The organism is Sphingobacterium sp. ML3W, from assembly GCF_029542085.1.
In the GTDB taxonomy this organism is placed as follows: Bacteria; Bacteroidota; Bacteroidia; order Sphingobacteriales; family Sphingobacteriaceae; genus Sphingobacterium.
Map to the genome: position 1 here is coordinate 678,979 of NZ_CP107036.1, position 20,159 is coordinate 699,137.

The following is a 20,159-nucleotide window of genomic DNA, read 5'->3' on the forward strand; positions in this document are numbered from 1 at the left end:
GTTATGATATTAAAAAATGCTCGCACTTAATCCAAAACTGTATGTTGCCATCCGCGGGTAATTTCCATTACCACTACCGATCCGCTCAGGGTCTAGTCCTTCCCACTTTGTCAAGGTGAATACATCCTGGGCGTTTACATAAAGCCGCAGGTTTTTGACACTTTTACCAATGGATGGAAAAGTGTATCCAAGTTGAAGTGATTTAACACGGAAATAGGCCGCATTGCTGAGCCATACATTACTCAAAAGTGTGTTCGGCGTAGAGCCTGTCCATAAACGTGGGAAACGGCTATTTGGATTTTCCGGACTCCAATGGTCGGCAACATATTCAACACGTGGCGCCCCTAGATCATTGCTGTTTCCATCTACATAAACTGGATAGGCTTCCTGACCAGCTAGCCTACCAGTTCTCTTACCCACACCTTGACCTAACGCAGAAAAATCCCAGCGTTTATAATGCAGGTCAATATTGATAGCGTAATTGTAATAGGGAAGAGGATCCGCCAGATAAACGCGGTCATTGTCGTTAATGAGACCATCCTGGTTTTGATCGACATAACGGATATCACCAGGTCTAGAATTGGGCATTTTTGCTGCTGTTTCATCAATTTCTTGTTGATTCTGAAAGTAGCCATTTGATTGAAAGCCATAATAATTATTGATTGGGATCCCTTTATACCATATCTGATCATTATTGCCTTTGAAAATCAAGCGGTCATTTTCATTATAGCCAGCCTTGAGTATGCGATTGCGATTATTGAATAGCATCGCACCGACTTTATAGGAGAAATCATCTTTCTTGTCAGACCAGTTTATCGAAACTTCCCAGCCATTATTCTCTACCGCACCAATATTTACTGCTGAGACTAAGGTGTATGAGCCTGTTAGGGGCGGAACAGCAAATTGATCATAGATTAAATCATACGAATTCTTATGGTATACCTCGGCTGTTAAAGAAAGTCTATTTTTGAAGGCATTCATATCGAGACCAAGATTCCATTGTTTTTGTTTCTCCCATGAAAAATTAGAATTAGGAACGCGCATTGTCCATCCCCAAGTATTGACAGATTCCTGCCACAGATACGGGGCTACATTTTCATTACCAATTAAACCGTATGAGGCACGGATTTTAATATTGTTGATCGCCTCGGATTCGAGAATAGGTTTGAAAAAGCGTTCATTATGCAGGTTCCATGCAAAGGCCCCTGATGGAAAGAATCCCCAGCGATGACCCGGTGCAAATTTACTGCTTCCATCCGAACGACCTGTTAATTCAAATATATAACGGTTATCAAATGAATAGTTTAATTTACCAAAAAAAGAAGCCTTGCTAATTTCTCTAAAATCGGTGAAGGTATAGCTCATGATCTCAGAACCTGCGGTGAGATAGATTTTGTCTTTGTCCTGACGTAGTTCTTTATTGTAATTTACCAATGCTCGCGCAGTCAGTTGGCTCTCGCTTACTCCCTGTGAGGCATTCACATCGTTACCCCATATGCTGATTGGCGCCCCTTTTTCATCAAAGAATTTATAGGTTAATCGCTTTTGTTTGTCGGCAGATTTATTGATCATGTATGATACATTTCCTTCGATATTTAGGTTACTGTTAATATTGTATTTAGGTCGGAGATTGATCGTACTACGGTCATGCATATAGTTTTTGGTACCACCATGTTTAATCGAAGCTATCGGATTAATGTTGTTATGCAGAATGAATGGTTCAGGCCTGTCTACATCATAGTAGATCTGTTGTGTTGGGTTTAGGCGCCAGGCTTGTTGATAGAGCCCGTGACCATCATCATTTGCCATCAGCCTATTGACTTGTAAACGATGCGCGTAAAAATCGGCCATCAAAACAAATTTATCTGCAATATTGATATTTGTGTTGAATCTGGCCGAGAATTTTTGCGTCCCTTCAATATTGTTAAGGCCATTTTCCTTAATATGACCCAACATCAGGTTAAAAGTACCTACACCTCCACCACCAGAAATACTAGCGTTGTTGTTGATTGCTGTAGAGGTGCGTTCCATTATTTCATCCAGCCAGTTAACTCCTTTTATTTTTCCACTCGCATATTGTTCAATTGTTTCATCAGAATAGATCGCTGGTTGCCCTTGTTGGATCAGTGTTTCATTTCGCAATTTCATAAAATCAACTGCGCCAACAAATTCTGGAAGATCTATCGGTTTGTTTATTGCATACCAGTTATTTGTAAAAACCTTGAATTGGCCAGTTTGTCCACGCTCCGTTTCGATGATGATAACGCCATTGGCACCGCGGGAGCCATACATAGATGCTGAAGCCGCATCTTTAAGTACCGTAATACTTTTCACTTGGTTAGGATCGATATCGTGGATACTCTGTTCCATTCCATCTACGATGACTAGAGGATCGGCATTTTGTAATGTACTGATACCACGAATAGAAATGGTGCCAGGTACACTGCCAGGAAGGCTATTCCCTCGCATCATTGTAACACCAGCAATTGTTCCCGAAAAGGCATCCTGCATTTTATAGATTGGACGGTTTTTTACTTTTTCCATATCCATTTGGGATACGGAGGAGGCGAGGTGCTTTTTATCGACCTCTGAAAATCCAACGACCACCACCTCTTCAAGCCCAATTTCGTCGTTGTCCATGACGATATTGAGCTCAGTTTTGTTGTTGATGGGAAGTTCAAGTTGCTTAAAACCCACCGCGCTGAAGATCAACGTACCTCTATTCCCATTTGGGAGAGAAAGTTGAAATTCACCTCTAGCATTTGTTGAGGTTCCAATGTTTGTCCCTTTGAGCAAAATGCTGACTGCATTTAATAGATTTCCTTTTGTGTCATGTATTTTCCCTTTAATAGTTCGTTGCTGATACAGCATTTCGCTACTTGATTGATCATCAGGTACATTTTCCTGTTTCCGTTTTATGACGACAGTACCACGATGTACCATGTAATAGAATGCGCTATTTTTAAAGAGCTGATCAAGTGTTTTATTCAGGGTTGCATCTGTTATTTCAAGATTTGCTTTTTCATTATTCAGTAAGCCCTCCATAAAGATGAAACGTACTCCTGTCTGCTTGGTGATATTTTTGAGGACCGTTTCAATCTTTGCATTTTTGGCGTGCAGTGTAATCTGAGCAGAGCTTGAAGCATAGGCACCCATCATGGATGTTGCTAATAATATTCCTGTCAGTTTCATTTTGATTAGATTGTTCAAAATTTTTCCTTTGTCTATAGGACAAAGAATTCCTTTTGAATAAAATAAATTATTCATAATTTGGTAGAGAATTAATAGTTTATGATCAGTTGTTAATTCAGTTAGATGCAGGAGTATTGGAGTACTTCTGCATTCTTTTTCATACAATATTTAGGTATTTATCTTCTTACATATTATAAGTCCTCCTTTTCTTAGTTAGATAGTTTATTTATTTTTGTCAGTCAGTTTGTTAACGATTAATTTTTCTTTGTCGATTGTTAACTGATAGCCGGTCAGGTCTTTCAGTAGATTACAGACCTCTGCAAGGGTCACATCTCTTTTTATACCTCCTTTGTAACGCCTTTTGTCTAATGAAACGTTGGATTCAATGTTGATACCATACCATCTGCTTAATTCATCGAGAATCTGCTGCATATTTTTATTATCGAAATAGAAATAGCCGTCTTTCCATGCCGTTGCTTCTTCCATATCTGGTATAGGAAAGGCTACCAATTGACTGTTAACCATTTTTACTCCATTTCCAGCATCTATAAAAATCTCTTTTTCTTGTCCATTGACTTTTAGGCGTCCTTCTGTTAATAGTACTTTGGCGTTGGGCTTATAGGAATTGATATCAAAAGCTGTTCCTATAGCTTGAATACTAAGGTCATTAGCCTCTATGATGAATGGTCGTTTTGTGTCCTTGGCAACTTCAAAATAAGCTTCACCTTTTAATGTTACCTTCCGTTCATTTTCAGTGAAATTTGCTTTATAAATCAGTTCTGATTCCGAATTCACCCATACACGTGTACCATCACTTAGCGTTATCGCTATAGTAGATCTCTTGGGCACAATTAAGGTGTGTATCGGGTTAGACTCTTCGGTTTTGAGCTGTGAGTATAGTAATTTTCCATCTTTTAATTCGATACCTTGAGAAAGGCTTTGATCAACTTGTTTATTCATTAAGTTAATGTCTTCTTTTCCTTTAATCTTCAGGATAGCACCGTTTTCCCCTGGAAGGACATCATTTTTCTGTCCATAGACCTTATCTGGGATAAGATAATTGATAGGTTTTAGATAGGATTTCCAGATCCAAACAAAAGTAAAGAGTAATAATAGTGCAGCAGCTACTCCGATAGTAGTTTTCCATTTTCCATTCCACCTACGATAATTTGGAGCAATTTTTCTTTCATTATATTTGGTTTTTAAAATTTCCCACTCCTGATCTAGATCGGTGCTGCGTAAATCAAATGGAACTTGGATATCCGTATTCGCAAGACGGTGTCGTAAACTATCCTTCGCCTGGGGATATTTTTCCAACAAACGTTTTAGCTCATTTTCCTGTGCAGTAGATAATTGTCCATCTTTCAGGAGTAATGAAGCCAATTCAGCCAATACTATTTTATCGGTTTCTATCATAATTCAATAACTAAATAACTTGAGGAATCAAAAAGGGTGACTCGGGATAAAAAAAAATAAAAAGGAATAATCTTTAAAACAAAAGGAAGTTTAAAATTAAATTTAGGAATTTGGTTTTCAAAAGGTTTATTGCACGCATGCGTTGGGTTTTTACGGTGTTGACGGACACATCCAATTCCTGTGCTACCTCGTCATATTTCATGCCATCCAAGTAGATTAAACGGCAGATTCGTTGACAGCCTTCAGGTAATTGGTCAAGTTCGCGGTGTAATGCGCCAATCAGTTCGGAATTGATAAGATCGTCCAGGATATTATGATTGTCGGATTCTTCTACGGTGATGGAATTGCGTATCTTATCAAATACCATATCCCGTCGTTTGGTGTTCATTGCCATATTTTTTACGGAGGTGTAGAGAAAACTTTTGATAACCCGTTCTCCTTTCTCCAACAGCTCTGGTCTATCCATTAGGACAATAAAAGCATCTTGTACAATATCCTTGGCTATTTCCTCCGAGTTGACCCATGGAAAGGCAAACGTACAGAGCTGTAGAAAATATGTTTTAAAATAATATTCGATGGATAACATTACCTAGCTATTTTTTAAAAATATAGCTATTATACAAAAATATTGGGAACAATGTGCTTAATTCATACAAAGCGATACCAGAGCTGTTTTTGTCAATAAATAATTGAAATGAACATTTTTAAGCGTTGTTTTTTTGCTTTAGTGGGATGATTCGGCTGTTGTTTTTATCTTGTTTGCCCTAAAATTGTAACAAAAAAAGTTTTGTATTTATCCCAAGAAACTTCCAACATCGGCTACAATTATTTCACCAGTTTTGAAACCTGCGCGGATTTTCCTCTTTTCCAGTTCAGTTAGATACCTTAGGGGATTTGTTCTGAATGTTCCTGTGCATACTGTATTCACTCTTATCGGTGCAAGCTCAAATCCAGGTGGACCGTAAGGATCTCAGCAGCAGGTGCATGTCATGGGTTGGCTCTGGCTTAATCCAAGTCTAAAAATCAACTTTAGTTAAAAAAAAACATCATTTTCAGGGATGTTTTAGTTTGATAACTTTAGTTACTTTTGATATCTAATATGATTAAAATAGTGCGATGAAACAGATTCTGGTTTTAATTTCCTTTGTAGCATTTGCTGCCTGTAAAATCAATACACAGAAATTGCAGATTTCTGCTATTCAAACCGTACCAAAACGAGTGGCAAAAGAGAATTCCGAAACTGGTACAACATATACTTTTACAAGCCGTAACGAAATAACAGAGCGGCTCGCACCCCAGATTTTTATGCTTTCCAAAACTGCTGAAACGCTAGAATTTCGTATACAAGGAATTATTCATTCCAGTGGACATTCGATGAGTCGGGTCAGAAAAATTCGTTTCGAAAAAGGCGAACAATATGGTAATACCATTACACTGCGCTACTTTGTTGAAATCAAGAAAATTCCTGGCAAGGAAAATGCAGATGTACGCGGTTACAATTATACAAAAGATGAAACGTATAAAATACCGAATGATATTAAATTGATAAAAATCGAATTGTATGAAGATCGACTTAATGACACATCAATTATCAATCCAGCGCTCATCGCTCAACATACCTTTAATTTTTTTGCGAAAATATAAAGGCATATTTGTTTGACAAAGCAAGAGGAATAAGGAAAAACTTGTCCCATGACAATCTTTAATCTGTTGAAACCCATTAACTTTATGCTGTACAAAAATGAGATAATATGAAACCTAAAATGATATGGGCCAATTTGGCGGTTGCTAATCTGGAACGCACACAGAAATTTTATGAAGTACTGGGATTTAAACCCAATAATCCCCATACTTCTAATGACCTGGTCAGCTTCTTTTTTGGGGAAAATGATTTTATAATTCATTTTTTTCTGAAAAATATACTGGAATCGAATGTAAAAGATGTCAATTTTGGCGATTCTCAGATAAGCAATGAGATCATATTCACGATTTCCGCAGAAAGCAAAGAACAAGCAGATCAATGGGCCAATGAAGTTGAAAGTGCTGGGGGAACGATTGTATCCAAACCGACCAGTTTCGGTAATAACTATTATGGATTTGTCTTTGCTGACCCTGATGGTCATAAGTTTAATGTCTTCAAGATGTAGCTAATTTAACATTAGGCCCTATTGAGAAGGCACATTTGTAATGCTATCCAATCTTTACCCATTACTTTTTCTCTAGGCGCTTGCAAAAGAGATCATAAATTAGCTATTTAAATAGTTTCAAAGCATATTGAATAGTCGTTATAGCTACGGTTTATGATGGTGTAAAAAATACTTTTAAGGCATGATGTATATTTTAAAAGAAATACCGTGTTTTAAATTTTTATTATTTTTTCTGTAAATATAAATTATAAAATTTATATTTACAGAAAAAATAATTACACTAATATGCGTTTTATTTTCATTGTTATCTTGTCGGTTTTTGCTTTTAGCTGTAAAAAAGACGAAAATAATTTGGGTGATAAGGATCAGAATATGCTAAAGGCTGGCTTTTCTTACGTGAATCCACAGGGTAAAGAGTTTGGCGACTCTTTGATCGTTTTACCCGTGTCTGGATCTATTATGAATATCGACAATCCGCTTATTGCCTATGGTGGGGCAACCTTCAAAAACAATGCGCACTGGACATGGGGCAAAGGTCGCGACTTGACCAAGGATGTCGTTTTATCGTGGAAAGTAATTGATACCAAGGATAATAAAGTAGTCAAAACCTCTAACATGGAAGACCTGCAATTAGAACTTTATGAGTTAGGGAAATATAAACTTATACAATACACTTATGCTAGTGTAGCATATAGAGATATAGCTAAACCTTTAGACTCTGTCTCAAAGCTTGTTGAGATTGTCAATAAAAGACAAATTGATTCTATTGGTATTAACCTCCTTTCTTTTAGTAGTCCATATCTTAATTGGAACTTAAATTCGAAGGAGCCCGTTGACGTTTTTGTTTCAATATACAGAAACAAGGGTGAACTTACGCTGGGCAAAGCTCCGCTTTTTAAATCCAAGGTGATCAGAGGTGTTAAGTCAGGTGCTACAGCGTTAAAATTTGATATTCTGCGATCAACTACCTTATCTAGTTTTAGCAAGCCTATCAACTCTGACGATGATCTTTTCATTCAGCTCAATGTTGAGCAAAACGGAAAAACATACACATTAATAGATAACGAACGGGGACTGGTCATACAACGTCTACAAAGCGGATACTTATCTAAAGATAACAGCCACCTATTGGAAGAATTCAAATTAGCCTATGGGAAAATGGCACTCATTATCAATACATCATATCAATTCATGCAATAATAGGACAGGAGCTAGCTGATACCCTTGTTGTATGTTTGGTCAGTATGTATTCAAAGACGGAACTATTCTAAAGAATATTTTAATATTTATCGAATGGAATTTATATTATCAATAGTAATTGCCAATATCTTTATTTTGCTTGCATTACTTCATCTGTTTTGGGTATTCGGAGGTCAGTGGGGGATTAGTGCTACCATACCTACGGACTTGAATGGAAGAAGGTTATTTAATCCTGGTTGGCAGGGGACTTTACTTGTCGCCATTGGATTATTATTTTTTGCATTAATAAACCTCTCTGCCATTGGGGTGGTAAAGGTTCCTTTCGAGAATAACTATGTGCTTTACGGTATGTATGTGATTAGCGGCATTTTCTTTTTGCGATTTATAGGTGATCTGAAATATGTTGGTATATTTAAGAAGTATAGACAGTCCGTATTTGCATCGCGGGATACCTATATCTATAGTCCGTTATCCTTGTTTCTATCACTTTCCAATGGAATTTTAGCCGTTTTATTATAAGGGATATTGTCCTGTTTTTTTGCTCTCGTATTAATGATCTGTTTACCCTTAATTTTTAAATTACATAGATATATATTAGCGGTCGATACCAATATATTAGAATAAATAAAAGGAGCAGTTCAAAAATCAAAAATGTGCTCCAGGAATTGAATATTTGAAACGGGAGTGTAGTGGAGAGGGTTGCGAAATAAAAAAATAGGAGTGTCCGACCATTGTGGACACCCCTCTATAAGTTTAAGCGAATTGAAGACTAATTAGAGAAGACTCCAAAGTCCGCAAGGTGTGAATAGAAAAAATCACCCCAGGAATTCACAGACTCTATTTTAAGATAGCGCGTGCTAATTGTTGAATCAAGATTAACATTGATCCAGGAACCAGAAACTTTGCTCAGCTGGGCTGATTTAATTAAGGTCCAACTTGTACCATTAGTGCTGGTATAAATATTAATATCTTTCATCGCTCCATTCAGATTATCGCGGTTTCGAAATGCAAGTCCTTTTACCGACCGTAGAGCACCCATATTCACAGAGAAGAAGTGAGGTTGTGGTGTTTGGGCTGAAGACCATGGTGTATGCCAGATTGTACTTCTGTTCATATCTAACACATTGCTTGCGGGAGCACCAGATTCGTTGCTGTCACTGCCTAAGATTGACCAGCCTGTTGTTGGCAATAGTTTATGAGTGACAACTTTGCTGAGATCAGGAACATTATTGACAAAGTTGTAAGCATAACCTAATGTTGAGCGGCTTCCATTGACATGCATAAAGCCGATACGCATTTCATAATTTCCATTTAAATCATAAAAATCTGCCAGCGGGCACTCGAATCTGAAGCTATCTTGGCCAATGATTTTTGTCGCCCATTGTACGGCATCATAATCATTATTGCCACCAAAAGGTTCCCTATCATGCCAAACGACGATATCATTTACAGGTTTGGTTGTGGTAAATTTTCCGGAAATAATGATTTTGTCGTTGCTGTAGCTTGAGGATAATGAAGTGATCTCCGCAGATGCAGCACCATACCAGTCATTTCTTGTCACAGTGCTAAACACTTGACTGTTATTAAAGGTTGCTGCAGTGGTAGCTGTCAATGAAGTGGTGGAGATTCCATAAGTTGAATTACCAGACCCCATCAATGCAGTACCTAAAGTCGGAGCCAATGTCTTGTTCATCCGGTTATGGCTAGCATTTAAGCCATGGCCAAGTTCATGAATCATTCCACCTATCCAGACTGTCGCTTTCCAGCCAATATCTCCACCTATCCCGAGGTTTTTGGCATCCAGATTAATGTAATCCAATGCATAACAGGTCGTGCCAGTACCATAGAATGGCGGGCCCCCTGGATTGGCCGGATCGGTATTATAAGTAGGAATAATAATCAGGTTATGCTCACTTTTTTTGAACGTGGGGTTCTGTGCAAAATAGGCATCTACTTCGGACTTTACAGCACCGCTACCACCTGAATAGGGGTAAGTTGACTTACCAAATTTTCCGGCAATGTAATGGATATTGATCAGGGTGTCATTTGTCAGATCCAATCCGAAGGATTTGCGCCCAAAACCTTCGCGGTTCATATTCGAGGCAAACATTTCCTGTGCATCAAGAAGGATTCTACTGATTCGTTTTCTAAAGTTAGGGATTGAATCGACATCATTAGGCACGAAGTAAATGACATTGAGTTTGTACGGATTTTGGCGCCATTCATTCGTAATCGTCGCGCTGGATGCTTTTAGTTTTAGATTTTCACTGTTTTCATCCGTTGGGATGAGCGTCTTATTACACGACGCTACACCCAGAGCCAAGGTGGCAATCAATAAATTTAAAAGTTTTCTCATAATGGTTTATATTGTATAATAATGAATATAAACCATTGAGCTTATTATCTAGAAAAAAAATTATATTTTTTATCCAATATTGTTTAGTCAATCGATTGATAAATGGATTTTAATAATTGTTTTGTAACATTTATTAATTCAGTTGATAAAAATTAAGTTATAAGACGGAGGTGATTTATCCCTTTTATAAATAGATCCGAAAACTATTATTGTCAATGAAAGATAAGATCTATCGTCGAACCAATAATAAAAACCGTTATTATAAACATTATAAATCCTAAAATATGGGCGACTAATGCTTTTAAATAGCTAGCTATTTTAGGGGGATCGAAAAACTGTCCCATTGCCCAAGCACAGTATATGAATGCAATTTTACTAGCATACATCATGAGATGTATATGGGTAATACCTTCTATTATTGCAAAAACACAATATATTAACATAGTCATTCCCAAAGTAAAACACAACAGGATGATAATTTCAAAGAGATTGAAACCATATTTTCTAAAAAATAGTTTAGCCCAAAATGCAATAAATATCCCTATCATAATATTAGCATAACCATAATGAGTTTGGATCCAGATAAATATAGTGCCTGTAGTGGAGTGTCGGGAATTATAGTAACTAATATATTTGTCTTCGATATGAAAATAATGGCTTACAATCGAGTAGATCAGTGATGTGACAATAATAAAAATAATAGGTTTGACCAAGCGACTTCGATTTTCGGAAATGTAATTCCGTATATTTTTTCCCGGAGTGGTGACTAGTTCTCGAATAGTATATAAAATGCCACGTTCGAAGTGAAGGACGTGTTCGATCTCATGGGCGATATAGTGCGCATCTATCCTTTTTAGGACCGCAGGCTGGCCACAATTTGGACAAAAATTGGAGATGATATTAGTTTCACAGTTTTTGCAATTTGTCATTTTTAAGGTAATTAAGGCTGTAATGATATGTTTCGGTTTGTTGTTCGCCAAAGCTCTCCGATTAGGGATAATTGTTGTCCACGTAGTCAATAGATTTTTGGCTGCCTATTGATTTCTATTTTGCTCAAAAATATTACAGATTATCATAATAAAAGCTACACCTGAGTGTAGTTTTATTTATTTTTGAAGTATAGAGTTTGAACATGGATGTTAACGATTTATTTTCACCCAAAAATACGGTGGATAGTCTTTCAGCAAAAGATTTAGAACAGACCAAAGATTATATAGAAATAGTTAAAGCTTTCGCACGTATTACTTACCAAAGTATCTATGTGATAGATTATCAATTGAAAGCATTTGAATTTGTTTCAGATAATCCGTTGTTTCTGGCAGGTTTAAGTTCAAAACAGGTTGTTGAGATGGGATACGGATTTTATCAAAAATATGTCCCCGCGACGGATTTTCAGATGCTCATTCAGATCAACAATGCTGGCTTTAATTTCTATGAAAATATTCCATTGGAGGAGCGGAAGCTTCACGTTATATCCTATGATTTTCAAATACAAGATGCAAATAAGAAATATATTTTGATCAATCACAAGTTAACACCGTTTTTTCTAACCGAGAAGGGAAAGATATGGAAGGCCATGTGTATCGTATCTCTATCTTCAAATGTATCTTCAGGAAATGTAACCATAGAAAAACTTCATTCTGATTTATTGTGGGAGCTTGACCTATTGACCGGTAAATGGATCGCCCGTAGAAAAATTAATCTCACAGAACGTGAAATCGAAATATTACGTTATTATCATCGCGGACTTACTATCCACGAAACTTCCGAGAAGATCTTCATTTCAATAGATACGGTGAAATTTCATCGGCGAAAATTATTTGAAAAATTGGGCGTAAGCAATATGAATGAGGCCTTGACCTTTGCTTTGAATAGTAGGTTGTTATGAGTGTTCCGTTGCCAATCTCGTTTTGATTAAACAAAGCGATTCGAAGTTTCGACAAGATTCGCAAAAGAAAATGTAATTCTAATCGTATCATTATGAATATTTTAATTGTTTACAGTCATCCGAGCGAGAAATCCTATACTTTTGAGATATTCACCCATCTGAAGAATATATTGGCAGCCCAAAAATGGAATGTTGAAGTTTCTGATTTATATGCAAATAATTTTCAGGGTATTATGACCGCAACGGAATACCAAAGAGAAGGGAATGCGGATACAGCGCTGCCAGTTCCTAGGGATGTGATTGAAGAGCAGCAAAAAATTGAAAATGCTGACTGTATTATCTTTCTCTATCCGGTCTGGTGGAGCGATTGTCCGGCAATGATGAAAGGTTGGTTTGACCGGGTATATTCGGTTGGCTATGCCTATGGACAAAAGCCAGACTTGCCTAAAATGAAAATAGTCAAATATGGAATAGTCATCTGTACTGCAGGTCATCCCAATAACTTTTTAGAGGAAATCGGCATTGCCCAAAGCATGGAGAAAGTTATGCTTGAGGACAGGTTAGGGAAACGCTTTCAGCACAAGGAAATGCTAATACTAGGGGGCACCTTGGCAATTGACAATGTGCGGGAAAAACATCAGGAACAAGTCAATGAATTAGTGAAAAAGATGAGCATTAACCCGTTGTTGTGATTGGCATAATCGGGGCGAAATTTTGAATATACGGCTCTTTATAAGAATTATTATTTCGTAAATTTATCCTATGAAGCGATTCCGATGTCTATAGATAAATAGCTTCTTCATTCTTAATATAACAAATGCATGGACAGCACGAAACGAAATAGGGGCTTTCTCTTCACACAATATGCCGAGCCGTTTCAGACACCTTTTGATAAATTATTTAATATTTTCAAAGAACTGATTACACATACTGCCGGTGATTTTGATGAAGCTATTGATTGGCTGCGTCAATTGGATAGAGAGTTCAAATTGACCACTCCAGAATATACGATCGACGATTTCATTGCGGATCTCAAGAACAAAGGATATATCCGAGAAAAATTGGGCTTTGGTGGTGATGGCGGTGTAGATCTTACCTCCAAGCTGGAAAAAGCTTTGCGACAGAATGCGTTAGATCAGATTTTCGGAAAGATGCGAAAAGGATCGTCAGGTAACCATAAAACCAATCATCAGGGGCGGAGCGATGAAAATATGGGCGATTTTAGAAGCTTTCAGTTTGGAGACAGCCTAGAGAAAATCGTATTGACCGAGAGCTTGAAAAATGCACAGATCAATCACGGGATAGGAGAGTTTAGCTTATCAGAAAATGATCTGGTTGTAGAGGATACGCAGTTTAAATCGCAAATGAGTACGGTGTTGATGATTGACATCAGCCATAGTATGATTCTATACGGGGAAGACCGGATCACACCCGCGAAGAAAGTGGCTATGGCCTTATCAGAGCTCATCATCACACGTTATCCCAAAGACTCCCTTGACATCATTGTCTTCGGTAACGACGCCTGGCCGATAGCGATCAAAGATCTGCCTTATCTGCAAGTAGGACCTTTTCATACCAATACTGTCGCTGGCCTTCAGTTGGCGATGGATATACTCAGACGAAAACGGCATGCCAATAAGCAGATCTTTATGATTACTGACGGAAAGCCGAGTTGTTTAAATATGCCGGATGGCACTTACTATAAGAATCCAATGGGTTTGGATCCTTTTATTACCAGCAAGTGCTATAGCATGGCAGCACAAGCCCGAAAGCTGGGGATACCCATTACCACCTTTATGATCACTTCAGATCCTTATCTGCAGCAATTTGTCAACGAATTTACAGCTTCAAACCAAGGCAAAGCATACTACACAGGACTTGGAGATTTGGGCGGAATGATTTTTGAAGATTACGAAGAAAATCGCAAAAAAAGAATACGATAAACACATCGTTTATCGATAATAGGATATCATCTTGCGCAACGTTTGCGCCTCATCATTAGGAATATATGGATTATACGAAGATTACAACATTTGGCGCATTGAAAACATCAGGTTACAAACCTAAGACGATAAGAGAAGAATTGCGCCAGAATCTGATTACAAAAATAAGCAAAGGCGAAAACGTTTTCACCGGCGTACATGGTTATGAGGACACAGTTATTCCCGAACTTGAAAGAGCCATTCTCTCCAAGCATAATATTAATTTTCTAGGTCTTCGTGGTCAGGCAAAGACACGCCTGGCTAGGCTTATGATTAATCTGCTGGATGAATATGTACCTGTGGTACAAGGTTCGGAGATCAATGATGACCCGTTTAATCCTATATCGCGCTACGCGCAGGAATTATTGAAGGAAAACGGGGATGACACCCCGATAAGTTGGCTTCATCGAAGCGACCGTTTTGCTGAGAAACTTGCCACTCCTGATGTGACCGTAGCAGATTTAATCGGTGATGTAGATCCTATCAAAGCCGCTAATCTGCGGTTGAGTTATGCGGACGATCGTGTGATTCATTTTGGCATGATTCCACGGGCAAACCGTTCGATATTTGTGATTAATGAGCTGCCCGATCTTCAAGCCAGGATTCAGGTGGCCCTTTTTAATATCTTGCAGGAGGGAGATATTCAAATTCGTGGATTTAAGTTACGTCTACCATTAGATGTACAGTTTGTGTTCACTGCAAACCCAGAGGATTATACCAATAGGGGAAGTATTGTGACACCGTTGAAGGATCGGATAGGATCCCAGATACTAACACACTACCCCGCATCTGTTGAGGTGGCAAAGGCAATTACTGCCCAAGAGGCCAATTTGGAAGCTGCGCAGAAGGAGCGAATATATGTTCCCGAGCTGGCTCGTGAATTAATTGAGCAGATCAGTTTTGAAGCCCGAAATAGCGAATATGTTGATGAAAAAAGTGGTGTCAGCGCGCGGATGAGCATTACAGCATTTCAAAATCTGTTAAGTACAGCTGAATTGCGCATGCTTAGAAATAAAACAAAAGCGACTGCGGTGCGCTTGAGCGATTTTATGGGTATCGTACCGGCTATAACCGGTAAGGTGGAGCTGGTTTACGAAGGTGAACAGGAGGGGGCTGCTACTGTGGCGTTGCAGTTGATCGAAAATGCCGTAAAAAGTATCTTTCCGATCTTGTTCCCCAAAATTGAGAAGCTGGAAAAGGAAAACGAGCGTTATCCCTATGATGATATCGTTCGTTGGTTTTCGGAATCGGAAGGTATTGAGCTGTCCGATGAACTCTCTGATGCGGATTATGAGAGCTTATTAGATCAAATGACACCTATCCAAACGCTGATACAACAATATCAGCCAGAGACCAAGACAGAGGATCGTTACTTCCTGACCGAATTTGTACTTTGGGGGCTAGCGCTAAATAGCAAATTAAGTAAATATAGGTTAGGCAATGGCCTGCAGTTTCAAGATAACTTTCAAGGATATCTGAGAAACAATCTATAACAATCGGATAAAAACTTCCCTCTGTTAGTTCGAGGGAAGCTTTTTTGTTTTATGTGTTTATCCTTTGTAGGATATATAGCAGGGAATAAAGATAAGCCTTGACTGTTTTTCCAAACGAAGATAAATCCATTGATAGTGAAATTTGCAGAATATTTAGTCCCTGATTTCTCTCGGCTGCTGGCCGCATACTTACCTGTCGACCTTATCATAGTTTACTCCAAGATAAATTTGATGCATTTTTGTTGGCAAATAGGGATAGGCAATACGCTTCTTTTCCCATTCAGATCATATATCAAATAAAAGGATAAACTGAGCACATCCCCCAGTTTTGGTCAATCTATAAATTCGCATGTGTTTTACTTCTTTTTCAGGTAACGGTTTATTACTGGACTGAAATCTATTTTGGAGGATATCTGCATATGGTCTACCAAAATTGATTCCGGAAATTCATCCAACGATTTAAAATTAATACAGCCTTTTTGGAATTTGGCTTTGGGCAATTTTGATTTTAGCTCATCCATGAGTTGTGGCTTGGAATACATCACCAACGAGTGGAATGAAATATAGTTTTTAGCAACTGTAAGTCCATATTTGAAAACACCCTGTTCATTATAACTGATCGCATTGGGATTAGACATGAATTTTCCAAAACTTTCAGAAACAGCTTTGTCATTTTCTAATATTACTTTTCGGAATTGACTAATCGCTTGTTGTTCGGTTTGCGAAAGCGTACTGATATATTGTTCTATTTCCATAATTTTTTATCGTCCCTAGGTCTTTTGTTTACCATCTAAAATTATTCAATTTTCTTTGATTCAGCTATAGTTCTAGATTAAAAAAATAAACTCCTAAGTTTAAAGAGTTGCTGGTCGAAAGGTACGATTTCTAAGGTACATCAAACGTTTATGACGACAGAAGGTCTTGATCAAATCTGGACTAAAAAGCTAAATGTAAAATCAGAGGTCCGTTATATCAATGCGTTCGATTTTAATAAGGGCGAAACAACCAGAATGAAGGGCCTTGAATTGAAAACAGAGAACTGTATTCTGTGGGAATATATAACCTAAGATAAGGAATCGACGGGGGCAAAGTGTCATTTTTGAGCCTCTGGGAAAGAATAATAAAATTGCAGCAATACTAAGACACGCTAATTGGAAGGAAATCATGGAATACAATAGATGCTGCAACTATAATTAGTCCATGTTTCTCCAGCGATTGAAGATTACTGTGAGGATGGAGCCCTGAGATAGGCTAACCTCTGCTCAAAATCACCGTTCTAAATGTTGCGATTGTTTCTCATATTCATGCTGCGAGAGCAGCCCTGAGGCATACCTAATTTCCAGCACCGTTTTCTTTTCTGCTGCTGTCAATGGTCGTTGTTCTAATCTTTGGACTGTTTCTTCCTCATTGTCCAGCGCACCAAGTATATTGGTCTGCCGATGAAATGCCTGAAAATATCTCAGCCCAAATTTTCGCAGGGATGGCGCATCAAAATGCAATCCATCCGGATTGGAATTTAGCTTGCTAGCACTCACAAAATAACAATTGTCACTATTTTCGGTAAAACCTAATAAAGCTTCATTCACCTCGCGGGATTCAGGAAAGTATTGTCCGTAGCGCCCCAATGGTAAAAAGTCGCCAAGGCCACCCGAAATAAAAGGAATGTCGGCCGCTTCCAAGGCATTTCGGAATGCATCGACTATATTTTTCAATTTTTCAGCATATTGCTTTGAACGTCCCATTAAACTGTCATTTTCACCCTGATGCCAGAGTATGCCATCCAAGGAACTGTTTTCCATGGCTAGTTTGGCCTGAAAAATAGCATTTTTGAAGAGTGGACCATCGGTGCGCCAGTCATCCAGACTACTTCCGCCATCAGCACATGGAATAAGTCCGATCTCACGATCTGGATTCTTCTCCAGCCAGCCAGCGGCGAAGCTTGATGCAAGACTGATTCCAGACGTTGGACGGTCGCAATTGATAGGCTCCCACATCGTTTGCCAACATCCGTTGCGGAGCATTTTTATTCTTTCATCAAAAAGTAGGGGAACCTGATTTAAAAATCCTCTTCCAGCCATATTAGATTGGCCAACCATCAGAAAAGAATGTACCATATGTTTGTTATTATCTTGTTGTCCGTTTAAATACTCATCCACAATAGGCAGATCTGCTTCTGCCCAGTCGTAATGCTTTAGCTCAGCGGCATCTACCCATATCGCTTGCGCATGTTCCAGTGTATCCACTTCACCCGAATGCAGACTGCATACAAATGGATAGAGCTGTAGCGAGAATTCGGCGTAATGGTGCTCTATCACCGTGAGCGCTTTATGTATAGTAATATCAATATTGAGTTCCTCTTTGATCTCCCTGCGTAGGCAGTCTTCTTTTGACTCTTCGGCTTCGATCTTCCCACCCGGAAATTCCCATTTCAATGGTAGCTTCATCGACGCTGAGCGTTGGCATATCATTATTTTATTAGCGTGTTGTATAATCGCACAGGTTACTTGGAGCATAGTGCTCAAAGGTATTAATTTTTTCATAATTTGTCTTTTTGCATATTAAAGCTGTTCTGGAAGCTTTCATTAGCCATAAGGAATGAGCTAAGCTATTCCGTCTAGGCCCACCTATAAAACTACACCCAAGTGTAGCCTGTATTCGAGCAAACTGTGATATTTTTGAATCAATAAGAACAAACTAACACATGAAAAGCCTGAAAAACACAGTACAGTTGATTCAAAGATCTAGCAGAGCAAAAGGGATCAATTTAAAAATCATCCTCATATTGCTTTGTGGAATTCTTTTTAGAAAAGTTTATGCGCAAAAAATTGAAGTCTTAAATTTTGCGACTTTTCACATGACATACACACCTGATGCACATAAAGTGAAATTTAATGAAAAGGATGACAAAAATAAGAATGAGGCTTATAAAATAGCAAAGATGCTGGCAGAATTCAAACCGACAATAATTTGTGTGGAAGTACTTCCAGCCAAAAATGAGGAATTGAACGCAGACTACAGGAGTTTTAAGGAAATTAAAGATTATACACCAAAATATCGAGGGGAGATCGCCTTAATTGCTTACGAAATTGGTAAAATGACTGGCGTAAACAAAATATATGGTATCGACGAGCAGCAGACCGCAGCTTATAACTATAATATAGGGAATGAATTGGAAAATCAGGTAGACAGTATAACCTCAAAAAAATACAACGCCAATATTCTTAAAGAATTTACGGCCGCGGAAAACCTTTCTGTGTCAGAAAAATTGAAGCTATTTAATCGCAAAGCGACTTTCCAAAAATTTATAAATCTAAATGCTGATATATTAACTCACAACAGTACAAAAGGCAATTTCGAAGGGGCAGATGAAGCGAGCAAATTTTATAGACGAAATCTGCGGATATTCTCCAATTTAAACCAGATACCAGTCAATAACAATGATCGAATTTTTATAATAATGGGAGCTACCCATAGCGCTTTTTTGGATGAATTCATGCAGAGAAGCCCCAAATACCAGCTTGTTGATATTGAAAATTATCTGAAATAAATAGTAGGAATACAAGGTAATTTAAGGCCATTTGGATACTTTCCAAATGGCCTTTTTATATGTATTGCATACCCATGTCTTCGTGTTATGCTGTACAGTTCTTTGAATAAGCCGTCAAATTTTGATCCTCAAAAGAGTAATCACATTGTTTGAAATAAGCTTATAACCAATTTACACTTCCTGTTTCAACATCATAATTGGCACCAACAATCTTGATCTTTCCTTCTTCTTCAAGTTTACGAAGTGTTGAACTTTGTCTGCGAATATCTTTAATTGCGTGTTTGATATTCTGTTGGTTGAGTTTCTCCAGCAATACACTATTTTTTGATGAACGCTCTTCATTCTCATCAATCACTTCATTGATAATAGGATCAAAATGATTAACTAAATGGTTCAAGTTGTCCATTCCCATTTTTTCGATTTGTGCAGCATCCAATCCACCTTTCAAAGCACCACATTTGGTATGGCCTAAAACGACAACCAGTTTAGATCCAGCAACATTACAGCCAAATTCCATAGAGCCTAGAATATCTTGATTGACAAAATTTCCTGCAATTCTGATACTGAAAATATCACCCAAACCTTGATCAAATATAAGTTCAGCAGAAGTGCGGCTATCGATACAGCTTAACACCACAGCAAATGGCCATTGACCCTCACGAGTAGCATTTACTTGTTCGAGCAGATCCCGGTTTGCTTTTAGATTATTGACAAAGCGTTGATTGCCTTCTTTTAAGAAGTCTAATGCTTTTTCAGGAGTAATTGTCGATTGTGTTTCGTACGTATGTGCCTTCATAAAATTTAAATATTTGAATATTAAAGATAGTATAAATTCATTAAATTTTAATGGCAAAAAGAGCTCCTATTTTCTCCTTTGAATTTTCTACCTGTACAAAGCAATACACAGCACATGTAGGACTATTTTTTGATAATTGTTA

General features: G+C 38.0%; 17 protein-coding genes. 9 read left to right on the plus strand and 8 right to left on the minus strand.

The window, feature by feature from the left end; all coding sequences use genetic code 11:
- Positions 1-9: 9 nt before the first annotated feature.
- The 3 genes from OGI71_RS02865 to OGI71_RS02875 form a co-directional block, all read right to left on the minus strand.
- The gene (locus tag OGI71_RS02865; protein WP_282253784.1) at positions 10-3,267 is read right to left on the minus strand and encodes a TonB-dependent receptor; all 3,258 of its coding nucleotides are present in this window, start codon (positions 3,265-3,267) and stop codon (positions 10-12) included.
- A 147-nt stretch (positions 3,268-3,414) separates the two neighbouring features.
- Complete coding sequence (locus tag OGI71_RS02870) at positions 3,415-4,608, minus strand: FecR family protein (RefSeq protein WP_282253785.1); 1,194 nt, start codon at positions 4,606-4,608, stop codon at positions 3,415-3,417.
- Between the two features lie 73 nt (positions 4,609-4,681).
- Complete coding sequence (locus OGI71_RS02875; protein WP_120257063.1) at positions 4,682-5,194, minus strand: sigma-70 family RNA polymerase sigma factor; 513 nt, start codon at positions 5,192-5,194, stop codon at positions 4,682-4,684.
- A gap of 530 nt (positions 5,195-5,724) precedes the next feature.
- Here OGI71_RS02875 and OGI71_RS02880 point away from each other — a divergent pair.
- From OGI71_RS02880 to OGI71_RS02895, 4 genes are all read left to right on the plus strand, one after another.
- The gene (locus OGI71_RS02880) at positions 5,725-6,252 is read left to right on the plus strand and encodes a hypothetical protein (protein ID WP_282253786.1); all 528 of its coding nucleotides are present in this window, start codon (positions 5,725-5,727) and stop codon (positions 6,250-6,252) included.
- Positions 6,253-6,359: 107 nt separating this feature from the next.
- Positions 6,360-6,755, plus strand: coding sequence for a VOC family protein (locus tag OGI71_RS02885; RefSeq protein WP_282253787.1), 396 nt, complete (start codon positions 6,360-6,362; stop codon positions 6,753-6,755).
- Positions 6,756-7,040: 285 nt separating this feature from the next.
- Positions 7,041-7,955 (plus strand): hypothetical protein, encoded by a 915-nt coding sequence (locus OGI71_RS02890; RefSeq protein WP_282253788.1) that lies wholly within the window; start codon positions 7,041-7,043, stop codon positions 7,953-7,955.
- A 93-nt stretch (positions 7,956-8,048) separates the two neighbouring features.
- Positions 8,049-8,474 carry a DUF3995 domain-containing protein gene (locus OGI71_RS02895; protein WP_282253789.1) on the plus strand — a complete coding sequence of 142 codons (426 nt, stop codon included), beginning with the start codon at positions 8,049-8,051 and terminating at the stop codon, positions 8,472-8,474.
- 250 nt (positions 8,475-8,724) lie between these two features.
- Here OGI71_RS02895 and OGI71_RS02900 read toward each other — a convergent pair whose 3' ends face one another.
- Entirely contained in the window at positions 8,725-10,311 is a 1,587-nt protein-coding gene (locus OGI71_RS02900; protein ID WP_282253790.1) for a discoidin domain-containing protein, read from the minus strand.
- Between the two features lie 212 nt (positions 10,312-10,523).
- Positions 10,524-11,240, minus strand: a complete 717-nt coding sequence (locus OGI71_RS02905; protein WP_282253791.1) for a DUF3667 domain-containing protein — start codon at positions 11,238-11,240, stop codon at positions 10,524-10,526.
- Between the two features lie 203 nt (positions 11,241-11,443).
- Here OGI71_RS02905 and OGI71_RS02910 point away from each other — a divergent pair, with 203 nt between their 5' ends.
- From OGI71_RS02910 to OGI71_RS02925, 4 genes are all read left to right on the plus strand, one after another.
- Positions 11,444-12,199 carry a helix-turn-helix transcriptional regulator gene (locus tag OGI71_RS02910; protein ID WP_257091470.1) on the plus strand — a complete coding sequence of 252 codons (756 nt, stop codon included), beginning with the start codon at positions 11,444-11,446 and terminating at the stop codon, positions 12,197-12,199.
- Positions 12,200-12,291: 92 nt separating this feature from the next.
- Positions 12,292-12,891: an NAD(P)H-dependent oxidoreductase gene (locus tag OGI71_RS02915; RefSeq protein ID WP_282253795.1), complete on the plus strand. Its 600-nt coding sequence runs from the start codon at positions 12,292-12,294 to the stop codon at positions 12,889-12,891.
- A 129-nt stretch (positions 12,892-13,020) separates the two neighbouring features.
- Positions 13,021-14,142: a hypothetical protein gene (locus OGI71_RS02920; RefSeq protein ID WP_282253796.1), complete on the plus strand. Its 1,122-nt coding sequence runs from the start codon at positions 13,021-13,023 to the stop codon at positions 14,140-14,142.
- A gap of 65 nt (positions 14,143-14,207) precedes the next feature.
- Positions 14,208-15,674: a sigma 54-interacting transcriptional regulator gene (locus tag OGI71_RS02925; RefSeq protein ID WP_282253797.1), complete on the plus strand. Its 1,467-nt coding sequence runs from the start codon at positions 14,208-14,210 to the stop codon at positions 15,672-15,674.
- 356 nt (positions 15,675-16,030) lie between these two features.
- Here OGI71_RS02925 and OGI71_RS02930 read toward each other — a convergent pair whose 3' ends face one another.
- Both OGI71_RS02930 and OGI71_RS02935 read right to left on the minus strand, forming a co-directional pair.
- On the minus strand, positions 16,031-16,429 hold the full coding sequence (locus OGI71_RS02930) for a DUF1801 domain-containing protein (protein WP_223582884.1): 399 nt from the start codon (positions 16,427-16,429) through the stop codon (positions 16,031-16,033).
- Positions 16,430-16,942: 513 nt separating this feature from the next.
- Complete coding sequence (locus tag OGI71_RS02935) at positions 16,943-18,214, minus strand: sialate O-acetylesterase (protein WP_282253798.1); 1,272 nt, start codon at positions 18,212-18,214, stop codon at positions 16,943-16,945.
- Positions 18,215-18,528: 314 nt separating this feature from the next.
- Between OGI71_RS02935 and OGI71_RS02940 the strand changes: the two genes are divergently transcribed.
- Positions 18,529-19,221 (plus strand): DUF5694 domain-containing protein, encoded by a 693-nt coding sequence (locus OGI71_RS02940; RefSeq protein WP_282253799.1) that lies wholly within the window; start codon positions 18,529-18,531, stop codon positions 19,219-19,221.
- Between the two features lie 160 nt (positions 19,222-19,381).
- On the opposite strand, the gene OGI71_RS02945 is transcribed toward OGI71_RS02940, so the two are convergent.
- Positions 19,382-20,017 (minus strand): carbonic anhydrase family protein, encoded by a 636-nt coding sequence (locus OGI71_RS02945; protein WP_223582887.1) that lies wholly within the window; start codon positions 20,015-20,017, stop codon positions 19,382-19,384.
- Positions 20,018-20,159: the final 142 nt, after the last annotated feature.